We start from the raw sequence: 10033 nt of genomic DNA, 5'->3' as shown, positions 1-10033 counted from the left end.
TGGCTACCGCTGTCCGGGGGCCTGCTCGCGGACTCGCGCCCGGAGTTCGTCGTCGACGTACTGATCTTCCAGGTCGATCTTCGAGAACTTCCCCGTCGCTCCTTTCGGCACCGCCGGAATGAACTCGATGGTGTCTGGCACCCACCACGAGGGGTACTCCTCGGCGACGAACGAGCGAAGCGCCTCGAGCAGGTCGTCGTCGGCCGTGGCGTCGTCCTCGACGACGACGAACGCGGCGGGGCGCTCGTCCCAGGTGGGATGTTCGACGGGGATCACTGCCGCCTCCGCGACCGCTTCGTGACCCATCAGGCGGTTCTCCAGCTCGACGCTGGAGATCCACTCCCCGCCGCTCTTGACGAGGTCGTCGAGGCGGTCGACCACGTCGGTGTACCCGTTCTCGGTGACCCGTGCGATGTCGCCGGTCTTGAGCCAGCCGTCCTCGGTGATCGACCGCTCGGTCTTGTCGGGGGCGTTGAAGTACTCGGTGGTGACCCACGGCCCCTTCATCAGGAGTTCACCGAGCGATTCGCCGTCCCACGGCACCTCCTCGCCGTCCTCGTCGACGACTTTCAGCTGGACCCCGGGCAGCGGTAGCCCCGCGTGGGCACGCGTCGCCGTCCGCTCGTCGCCGTCCGCGTCGACGTTGCTGGGAATCGTCTCGGCGAGGTGCGTGATCGGCGTCGTCTCGGTCATCCCGTAGCCCGAGACCAGCTCGATGCCCAGATCCTCGCGGTAGCGTTCGATGAGGCCCTTGGGCGTCGCCGACCCACCCGAGAGGACGTACTCCAGGGAATCGAGGTCCGGGTCCGCCTCCGAGGCGTGCTGGAGCAGCCCGCGCCACACGGTCGGAACTGCCGCGCTCTGGGTCACGCCCTCGGACTCGACGAGGTGGGCGAGGTCTTCGGGCTCCGGGTTCGGGCCGGGGAGGACCTGCTTGGCACCGGCGGCGAGCGTCGCGAACGGACGGCCCCACCCCGAGACGTGGAACATCGGCACCACGGTCATCGCGGTGTCGCGAGCGGTGAGGCCCAACTCGCCGGTGAGCAGTCCCATCGTGTGCCCCCAGTACATCTTGTGGGTGTACTCGACGCCCTTTGGCATCCCCGTCGTTCCGGAGGTGTAGCACATCCCGGCCGGCTGATCCTCGCTCACGTCGGGGAACTCGTAGTCGGGGTCGCCGTCGGCGATGAACGACTCGTAGTCGGTGACCGGCTCCAGGTCGGTCTCGGGGACGGTGTCGCCCATGACGACGAACAGCTCGACGCTGTCGAAGGCCTCCTCGTCGTAGGCCGCTTCGAGGGCGTCGAGCATCGTCGGGTCGACGACCAGCACCGCGTCCTCGGCGTCGTCGACGAGGTGCTGGACGTGTGCGTCCGGCAGGAGGATGTTGATCATGTGCAACTGTGCGCCCTGACAGGGCACGCCGAAGTACAGCTCGTGGTGCCAGTGGTTGTTCCACGCGAAGGTGGCGATCCGGTCGCCCTCGCCGTAGCCACGCCGGTCGAGGACGCTCGCGAGCTTTCGCACGCGGTCGCCGTAGTCCGCGAAGGTGTAGCGGTGGATTCCTTCGTGGGTCCGAGAGACGATCTCCTGATCGCCGAAGACGTTTTCCGCGCGCCACAGGAACTGATGCAGGGTCATATCGCTGCCGCCTGGCATACGACTACCATCGTGGTAAATAATGATAAATGTGCGCCCGTTCGACCGATCTCTGATGTCGCCTCCCCGAAGAGACAACGTGTGTTCCAACAGCCGACGGCGTGAGGCAGGACACCCGTCGCTCGTCGGACCACGGCCTGCCGTCGTGTGTTAGATGCACTACGAGAGCGCCGACAGCTCCGTCCCGAGCGTCGCTTCCAGCTGAGCGACCGTCTCCTCACGGACGGTGTCCAGTGCCGTCGTTTCGAGTTTCGCCACGCCGGCACCCGCGTGGCCGCCGCCGTCGCCGCCGAACGCCGCGGCCAGTGGCTCGAACAGGTCCTCGGGAAGGTTGATGCTCCCGGACTCGGCGCGGCCGACGATCCAGACCTGATCGTCTCGCTCGGAGAACACGAGCGCGATCTCGGCTCCGGTCGCCCGAAGCGCCTGTGCGGCGACACTCTGCTGGCTGCTGATCGTCGTCGTCAGGACCAGCGTCCGGTCGGCACGGTAGCCCGTCGCCCGAACGACCGCCTTGCTCGCGGCGACTCGCTGGCCGAACGACCGCTCGTGTTCGAGCAGCGCCGAGAGCACGTCGACGCGGTCGTTGTCGGCCAGGAGGTCGCCGAAGCGACTGATCTCCTCGGGCGAGGCATCCGCGAGCCCGCCCGTGTCGTCGAACAGCCCCGCTGCCAGCGCGATCCGTGCTTTCGAGCCCGCTGTGGCATCCAGCGCGTCGATCACGTCGGCGACCAGCGCGGCCGTCGCACCGGCGGTCGTATCGACGGCGGCGACCGTCGACGCCTCGACGAGGTCGTCGGGTTCGTGGTGGTCGATCACGACGAGGGGTTCCGGCGTCACCGCTCCCCATACCGGCTCGATGCGGTCGCTCGACGGTGCGTCGAGGACGACCAGACAGTCGGCGTCGCCGACCGCGTCGGGAGTGTGAACGGTCTCGTCGAGGGCCTCGACCAGCTGCCGGGCTCGCTGCTTGAGGCCGTCCGGCGCGACGATCCGCGTTTCGCTGTCGAGCGTGCGTGCGAGTCCGACGGCGGCACCGACCGTGTCGAGGTCGGCCTGGGCGTGGACCACCAGCAGACACGAATCCTGCCCTTCGAGTGTGCCGGCGACGGCTGTGTGATCTGCCATACCGTCGCTGTCTCGATCGCGACACAAATGCGCTTGGGCGGTGTGTCGATCGACCGCACGCGCTGCCGTCTGCTGCGACCTTCTTCCATGCCGGTCCTTTTCGACAACAGGTGGCGGTTTTTGGGAACTACCACTCTTCACCTGGGGTTAGAATAGACATTACGATCAGAATATCTGGATCTTGTGGACAGTTATCGGCCTAGTATTGGCAGAAAAGCCTTAAATCGGTCCATATATGTCGACATGGGCACACCTAGCCATACGACGCCGGCACACACTCGCTGCTATCGGCGACTGTGGCAGATCGATCACTCTCGACGGTAGTCGAGGTACACGTCGTCTTGCATCACCTGCGAGCGGCCGCCGTCGACGAGGATACTCTCGCCGGTGACGAACGTCGCGTCGTCGCTGGCGAGGAAGGCGGCGAGGCCGGCCACGTCGGCGGGCGTTCCGAGCCGGCCGACGGGGTGGATCTCCTCGGTGTACTCGTAATCGTCGCCCAGTTCCTCGCTGGTCCGTTCGATCTCGATCCAGCCGGGGTTGATCGTGTTGACCGTGATCCCCTCGGGGCCGAGTTCCAGCGCCATCGCGCGGGTCATCCCGTCGATGCCGGCCTTGACGGCGTTGTACGGGAAGAGGCCGGGCATCGTCAGTCGGGCGTGGTTCGAGGACATATTGAGGACGGTGCCGCCCTCGGGCATGTGCTCGACGGCGGCCTTCGCACAGAGCCAGAACGAGCGGAAGTCGGTCTCGACGACGAACGCCCAGTCGTCAAGCGTTGCCTCGCTGGCGGTGGTCTCGGTCTGGACGCCCGCGTTGTTGACCAGCGTGTCGACGCGGCCGTACTCCTCGACGGTGTGTTCGATCAGCGCCTGAATCTCGGCGGGATCGCGCATGTCCGCCTGCAGGAAGGTCGCCTCGCCACCGTCGGCCTCGATCTCGGCGACGACCTGCTCGCCGGGCTCGACGGAGCGACCGGTGACGACGACGGAGGCCCCTTCGGCGGCGAAGCGGCGGGCGACGCCAGCGCCGATACCGCGGGTCGAACCGGTGACGACGGCGACGCTGTCTGCGTGTCTGTTCGGGACGGCGTTGGCTGTCGGGTCTGCTGGCATCGAGTGGACGTGCTTGGCCACTCGGTAAGTATTCTCCGTTCCGGTCGCGCTACCACTCGGCGACGCTGCCGTCGTCGTGCCGCCAGACGGGGTTGTGCCAGTCGTGGTCGAGTTCGGCCTGCTCGCGGACGTACTCCTCGTCGATCTCGACGCCCAGACCGGGGTCGTCGGGGATCTCGACGTAACCGTCGTCGTAGTCGAAGACCGCGGGATCGGCGAGATAGTCGAGCACGTCGCTGGTCTCGTTGTAGTGGATGTCGAGGCTCTGCTCCTGGATGAAGGCGTTGGCGGCGGTGGCGTCGACCTGGAGACAGGAGGCCAGCGCGAGCGGCCCGAGCGGGCAGTGGGGAGCCATCGCCACGTCGTAGGCCTCGGCCATCGCCGCGATCTTCTTGACCTCGGTGATCCCCCCGGCATGAGAGAGGTCTGGCTGAATCACGTCGACGGTGCCGTTCTCGAAGACCTGCTTGAAGTCCCACCGGGAGAACATCCGCTCGCCCGTAGCGATGGGCGTCGTCGTGTGCTGAGCGATCTCGGGGAGGGCGTCGTTGTGTTCGGGCAGCACGGGCTCCTCGACGAACATGGGTTCGTGGGGTTCGAGCGCTTCGACCAGGCGCTTGGCCATCGGTTTCGTGACGCGGCCGTGGAAGTCGACGCCGATGTCGACCTCGTCGCCGACGGCTTCTCTGACCTGCCGGAGTCGGTCGACGGCGGCCTGGATGGTGGCGGGGTCGTCGACGCGCTCGATCTCCTCGGTGGCGTTCATCTTCAGCGCCGTGAAGCCCGCTTCGACCTGCTCGCGGGCCTGCTCGGCCACGTCGGAGGGACGGTCCCCGCCGATCCACTGGTAGACGCGGATGCGGTCGCGGGCCTTCCCGCCCATGAGTTCGTGGACTGGCGCGCCGAAGCGCTTGCCCTTGATGTCCCACAGCGCCTGGTCGACCCCGGCGATCGCCGACATGAGCACGGGGCCCCCGCGGTAGAAGCCGCCGCGGTACATCGTCTGCCAGTGGTCCTCGATCCGTGACGGGTCCTCGCCCAGCAGATAGTTGTCCATCAGTTCCTCGACGGCGGTGCGGACGGTCTTCGCCCGGCCCTCGACGACTGGTTCGCCCCAGCCGACGAGGCCGTCGCTGGTCTCGATTCGGAGGAACAGCCACCGCGGCGGCACTTCGAACAGCTCGTAGTCGGTAATCTCGCTCATCGTGTTCGCTCTGACGTGTGGTTTCGGCTCGTTTAGTCGTTTCGGGGGCTGGCCGATCCGGGAGGCGCGTGTTCGCGGTGGCGACTCTCGGACCGGCGTCGCCATCGGACGTACACTCACTGTGGACTCTCTGCTCTGCTTTACAGCCATAATGCTGTAATAGCGCGTGGCTACAGTACACCATCTGTGTACGACGCTGCCCGCCGTGATCGTCCGTCTCGACCGCAGATGGACGGTCGTCGGCGGTTCGAACGTCGACCGCTGTGACACTGCCATTCGAGAACGAAAAACTATGAAGAAATACAGATCAGTAAGCGTTCTATGTTCGCTTCAGAGTACTTCTGTCAATTCAGGGCAGAGCATCGACTTTCGACGTTGCGTCTGGTCTCTGTCGAGGTCACCGACCGAGAGCCGTGCAACTGTCCACGAGACGCCGCTACAGACCGTTTTATCGGGGACGACCGTCGTCGAGCCGACGCCGCCGCTGCTATCGTTCGTCGGCTCCCTCACTCGATCGATGCAGGGGAACCGTAGCAGTAAACTGGAGTTAGATCGAGCGAATCGGTGCCTCGATGCCGGGCGGGTCGACGACAGCCGCCGACACACTCCGTGCCACTGCCTCGTGCGGCCGAGATATCTCATATATAGTTGCGTTCGACGCTACTGACAGAATAGCGAGAATACCGAGAGACTCCGTCGGGACAACCTACTGCATCTCCGTTGCCGTCTCCACGAGCGACTCACCGAGCGTCGTCACGTCGATCCGGTCGGCCCGCTCGGACGGGAAGACGGTCTCGATCGCCGCCGGAGCGTCGTCTCCCGGCGCGAGCACCGGGGCCGCGATCGAGACCCAGTCGGGAGCCGACAGGAGTCGTTCCTCCAGGAACTGACGCTCTCTGGCCGTCTCCAGCTGTGAGAGTAGCGTCTCGTTGTGGGTGCCGACCAGCTCCGTGCGCCGCCGCGTCGGGAGTCGAGCGAGCATCACTTTCCCGGGCGGGCTCTCGACGAGTCTTTCGCTGTCGCCCACGGCTCTGGGAGACGCAGCGCGGTCCGCGTTCGCCGTGTATCGACAGTGACACTCCTCGCCGTCGCTCACCCAGAGGTTCGCCGGGGCGTCGATGCTGCGGGCCAGCCGATCGACCGCGTCGGTCTGGTCGAGGACCGCGTGGGAAGCGCTCGCCGCCACTCCGTACTCGGCGACCGTCGGCCCCAGCTCGTAGACGCCGTCGCGATTCGCCAGCGCGCCGACCTCCACGAGCGTGCGCAGGTGTTTGTAGACGCCGCCCCGAGAGAGCCCGGTCGCGTCTATCAGCTCCGCGGCCGAAGCGCCGCCGGACTCGTAGACCACGTCCAGCAGTTCGAAGGCCGTCTTCGTCGCCGCGATGCGGTCGCCATCTGTCATACGGTCTCGCTGGGCTGGCGCGAGGATAAGTCCACTGTCAGTGTCTGCCGCGGGCGAGCGCTCACCACTCGACGAAACTCCCGTCCTCGTACCGCCGGACTGGCGGTCGCCAGTCGCTTCCCGTGCCGGCGTGGTCCCGGACGCCCGCCTCGTTCACGTCGACGCCGAGGCCGGGCCGATCTGGGAGGGTGACTCGCCCGTTCTCGCTGCGCAGTTCGTCGGCGTTGTCGACGTAGGCGTCGACGTAGTGCTCGCCCAGGTCGGGCTGCGTGACGGCGTTCGGGAGGTGGTGGCTGAGCTGCGTGCTGGCCGCGGAGGCGATCGGCCCGACCGAGCAACTCGGCATCACCTGCGCCCCGTAGGTCTCGGCCATCGACGCGATCTTCGCGATCTCGGTGATCCCGCCCGCGTGACTGACGTCGGGCTGGACGATGTCGACCCGCCCCGCTTCGAGGTGCGGGCGGAACTCCCAGCGCGAGTAGAGCCGTTCGCCGAACGCCACCGGAATGTCGTGCGTGGCCGACTGATCCAGCGTCCGCAGGTGCTCGGGTCGGACGGGCTCCTCGACGAACGCGGGGTCGTCCGCCGCGAGCCGGGCACACACCCGCGGGGCCATGCTCGCCGAGATGTGGCCGTGGAGGTCGATCCCGATGTCGACCGCCCGTCCGACCGCGTCGCGAGCGAGCGACATGTGCTCACAGATCGCGTCGATGTCGGCACCCGACTCCAGCGGTGCGGTCTGGTAGGTCGTCAGCAGCTTGAGCGTCTCGTAGCCCGCATCGACGGCGTCGGTCGCCAGCTCTGGAATCCTGTCGACGCGCTCCGGGACGAGCTTCTTGTAGACCGGGACGTGCTCGCGCGTGGGACCGCCCAGCAGGTCGGCGACCGACTGATCCGTTCGCTTGCCCTCGATGTCCCACAGCGCCTGGTCGATCCCGGCGATCGCCGACATGAGCACGGGACCGCCCCGATAGAAGCCGCCGCGATACATCGTCTGCCAGTGGTCTTCGATCCGTGACGGGTCCTCGCCCAGCAGGTACCCCTCCAGTAGCTCCTCGACGGCCGTCCGGACGGTCGCGGCGCGTCCTTCGAGGATGGGTTCGCCCCAGCCCGCCGTCCCGTCGTCCGTTTCGAGCTTCAGGAACAGCCAGCGCGGCGGCACCTCGAACAGTTCGTAGTCGACGATCTGGGTCATGTCCCTCATCGACGGCCGGCCGTGTTAAGGGTTGTCGACGGGCGGGACGCGTCGACCTCGCGGAAGCGAACGTTCATGTGGCACTCTCTCGGTAGATGCGCGTATGCACGCTGTCACAGTTCGGGGGGAGACGCGGTGAGCAAAGTCGCCAGGCTGATCGACGAGTGGGAACTCGACGGCGTCGGCCAGCAACTCGAAGAGTACTGGCTGGGGACCGGTGACGAACAGTACAGCCTCCGGGAGCTGGCAGACTGGTTCAATCAGCGGCTGCTGGCGGCTGCCCACGACCGGGCCGACGAAGCCTACGTCGACGGCGAGATCGAGAACACCTACGAACTCCTCACCGACGACGACGTTGGGACCGGGACGCGAGCGGAGGTAGAGACGCGCCTCGAACAGCGGGGTATCGACCTCGAATCGCTCCGCACGTCGTTCGTCTCTCACCAGAGCGTCTACACCTACCTCACCGACGAACGGGGCGTCTCCAAGCCCAGCGAGGAGCGCTCCGACAGCTCACAGATCGAGAAGACCGCGGAGTCGATCAGGCGACTGGTCAGCCGGACTCAGGCCGTCGTCCGCAACAACCTCGAAAGCCTCCACAACACCGACCGCATCACGATCGGGAACTTCAGCGTCTTCGTCGACGTACAGGTGTTCTGCCAGGACTGTGGGACCCAGTACAGCGCCGACGAACTGCTCGCGAACGGCGGCTGTGACTGCCAGGACGAGCCGGAGACCTGATACGACCGGCTGTAAATCTGTGAATGATTTCGCCACCCCGGGGTGGCGAAGACCTTCACGAAGTTACAGTCGGCAGTATGAGCCGACAGTCACTCCGTGACCAGCGGGAACGAGGCCAGCCGAGCGGCGGCAATCGCGGTCAGGCCCTTCGCGGTCGCGGAGTCGTCGGTCCGGCGGGCGTGTGCGGTTTCCAGTCCGACCACGTCGGTGATCGGGACGAGGCGGATCGTCGTCCCGGCCGGCGTCGTCTCACAGAGGAGATACGACTGCGGGAACGAGCAGGTCGTCGGCGCGGCGATCTCTCGGAGCCCGCGGTACTCGCCGGTCGCGGGCAGGTGGTAGTGGCCGCTGAGCAAGAGCTGTGCGCCGCCGTCGGCGAGTGTCTCGGCCAGCGGGTCCGCGTCGACCATCGCCGGGATCTCGACCATCTCGGACTCGATCTCCCGGTGGGCGTCGATCTGGTCGCTCACCGACGGGAGGTTGTGGTGGAGGAGGACCACCGGCGTCTCCGCCTCGGCCAGGGTCTCGCCGAGCCAGTCCAGCGTCGCCTCGGTGACCCGTCCCTCGTGGCTCTCGTACAGGCGATCTGCCGTGCCGGCAGTGTTGAGCCCGATCACGTCCAGGCTGCCCACCTCGACGTGGTAGGGGAGTTCGCCGGGGCCGTAGCGGTCGGCGAATCCGTCGACGGAGAGGGGGTCGTGTTCGTCTCTGGTCTTCGGTACGTCGTGGTTGCCGGGGACGGCATAGAAGGGCACGTCCAGTTCGGACAGTGCCCGATCCACGGCGTCGTAGTTCCAGGGCTCGCCGTCTTTCGTCAGGTCGCCCGGCGAGAGGACGGCGTCGACGTCGCGGCGGCCGATGTCCGCGACGGCCGCTTCCAGGTGATCGAGCGTGTGTTCGAACAGCTTCGACGTACCCTCCTCGCGCGTCGAGACGTGCGGGTCGGCCAGCACAGCGAAGCGCGTGTGGTCCCCGCGTGGCTCGTCCAGTCGGGCCACGACCGGCCCGGCGTCGTCGAACGTGGTCATACGTCCTCCGGGAAGAAGGGGTCGGCGTCGTCGTGGCGGAACGTCGCCAGGTGGGTGCCGTCGACCAGCTGGACGTGGGAGTACATCTCGCCGTGGTCCCGCGCCACGGTGGCCAGCTCACCGGCCGTCGTGAGGTCGATCGCGCCGACCAGCAACACCGCCAGATCGCGGTCCCGGTCGGTCAGTCGCGTGACCGCGTACAGGTCCGAGCCGTCCCGGTGTGTGAACAGTTCGTAGCCGTCGAACTCGCCCTCGGCGACGGCCGCGCGCACGTCGTCGGCGACCTCGCCCTGTGCCAGGTAGACGAACCCGAACCGATCGGTCTCACCGTGTGACGGCGGCTCCGGTGCGACGTGGGCCGCGCGGACGGTCTCGACGGACCACCCCTCGGACCGGAGCTCCTCGGCCATCTCTGTGGCGGTCTCGAGGGTTCGACCCCACTCGTTGGCGTTCTCCGACATCGGTTCTCGTTTCCCGTGACTGTACAAGTACGTTTCCACTACTGGTTACTTTGGTAACTCTATATAGAATCTGGCTATCAATGGAAATCTATAAGGAAAT

General features: G+C 66.6%; 9 protein-coding genes. 1 reads left to right on the top strand and 8 read right to left on the bottom strand.

Going from position 1 to position 10033, the window contains the following annotated elements:
* Positions 1–3: 3 nt before the first annotated feature.
* The 6 genes from IL252_RS04860 to dgoD (IL252_RS04835) form a co-directional block, all read right to left on the bottom strand.
* A complete protein-coding gene (locus tag IL252_RS04860; protein WP_208627087.1) occupies positions 4–1659 on the bottom strand; it encodes a long-chain fatty acid--CoA ligase in 1656 nt (551 codons plus the stop codon).
* Positions 1660–1818: 159 nt separating this feature from the next.
* Positions 1819–2787, bottom strand: coding sequence for a bifunctional oligoribonuclease/PAP phosphatase NrnA (locus tag IL252_RS04855; RefSeq protein ID WP_208627086.1), 969 nt, complete (start codon positions 2785–2787; stop codon positions 1819–1821).
* Between the two features lie 308 nt (positions 2788–3095).
* Positions 3096–3902 (bottom strand): SDR family NAD(P)-dependent oxidoreductase, encoded by an 807-nt coding sequence (locus tag IL252_RS04850; RefSeq protein ID WP_208627085.1) that lies wholly within the window; start codon positions 3900–3902, stop codon positions 3096–3098.
* 49 nt (positions 3903–3951) lie between these two features.
* On the bottom strand, positions 3952–5106 hold the full coding sequence (gene dgoD, locus IL252_RS04845; protein ID WP_208627084.1) for a galactonate dehydratase: 1155 nt from the start codon (positions 5104–5106) through the stop codon (positions 3952–3954).
* 706 nt (positions 5107–5812) lie between these two features.
* Positions 5813–6508: an IclR family transcriptional regulator gene (locus IL252_RS04840; RefSeq protein WP_208627083.1), complete on the bottom strand. Its 696-nt coding sequence runs from the start codon at positions 6506–6508 to the stop codon at positions 5813–5815.
* Between the two features lie 61 nt (positions 6509–6569).
* A complete protein-coding gene (dgoD, locus tag IL252_RS04835; RefSeq protein ID WP_208627082.1) occupies positions 6570–7703 on the bottom strand; it encodes a galactonate dehydratase in 1134 nt (377 codons plus the stop codon).
* A 135-nt stretch (positions 7704–7838) separates the two neighbouring features.
* Here dgoD (IL252_RS04835) and rdfA point away from each other — a divergent pair, with 135 nt between their 5' ends.
* Complete coding sequence (gene rdfA, locus IL252_RS04830) at positions 7839–8444, top strand: rod-determining factor RdfA (RefSeq protein ID WP_208627081.1); 606 nt, start codon at positions 7839–7841, stop codon at positions 8442–8444.
* Positions 8445–8533: 89 nt separating this feature from the next.
* Here the strand turns inward: rdfA and IL252_RS04825 are convergent, their stop codons facing one another.
* On the bottom strand, positions 8534–9472 hold the full coding sequence (locus IL252_RS04825) for a metallophosphoesterase (protein WP_208627080.1): 939 nt from the start codon (positions 9470–9472) through the stop codon (positions 8534–8536).
* Positions 9469–9933, bottom strand: a complete 465-nt coding sequence (locus IL252_RS04820; RefSeq protein ID WP_208627079.1) for a hypothetical protein — start codon at positions 9931–9933, stop codon at positions 9469–9471. Before IL252_RS04820 ends, IL252_RS04825 begins: the two co-directional genes overlap by 4 nt.
* Positions 9934–10033 lie beyond the last annotated feature (100 nt).

The sequence above is a fragment of the Halomicrobium sp. IBSBa genome (assembly GCF_017612575.1).
GTDB lineage: Archaea > Halobacteriota > Halobacteria > Halobacteriales > Haloarculaceae > Halomicrobium.
The sequence above is the reverse complement of the archived record's forward strand: the minus strand, read 5'-3'. Positions and strand labels throughout refer to the sequence as shown.

Coding starts and splice junctions, on each gene's coding strand:
- dgoD (WP_208627084.1), bottom strand. CDS start 5,106: ATGAGCGAGATTACCGACTACGAGCTGTTCGAAGTGCCGCCGCGGTGG.
- IL252_RS04825 (WP_208627080.1), bottom strand. CDS start 9,472: ATGACCACGTTCGACGACGCCGGGCCGGTCGTGGCCCGACTGGACGAG.
- IL252_RS04860 (WP_208627087.1), bottom strand. CDS start 1,659: ATGCCAGGCGGCAGCGATATGACCCTGCATCAGTTCCTGTGGCGCGCG.
- IL252_RS04855 (WP_208627086.1), bottom strand. CDS start 2,787: ATGGCAGATCACACAGCCGTCGCCGGCACACTCGAAGGGCAGGATTCG.
- IL252_RS04840 (WP_208627083.1), bottom strand. CDS start 6,508: ATGACAGATGGCGACCGCATCGCGGCGACGAAGACGGCCTTCGAACTG.
- IL252_RS04820 (WP_208627079.1), bottom strand. CDS start 9,933: ATGTCGGAGAACGCCAACGAGTGGGGTCGAACCCTCGAGACCGCCACA.
- dgoD (WP_208627082.1), bottom strand. CDS start 7,703: ATGACCCAGATCGTCGACTACGAACTGTTCGAGGTGCCGCCGCGCTGG.
- IL252_RS04850 (WP_208627085.1), bottom strand. CDS start 3,902: ATGCCAGCAGACCCGACAGCCAACGCCGTCCCGAACAGACACGCAGAC.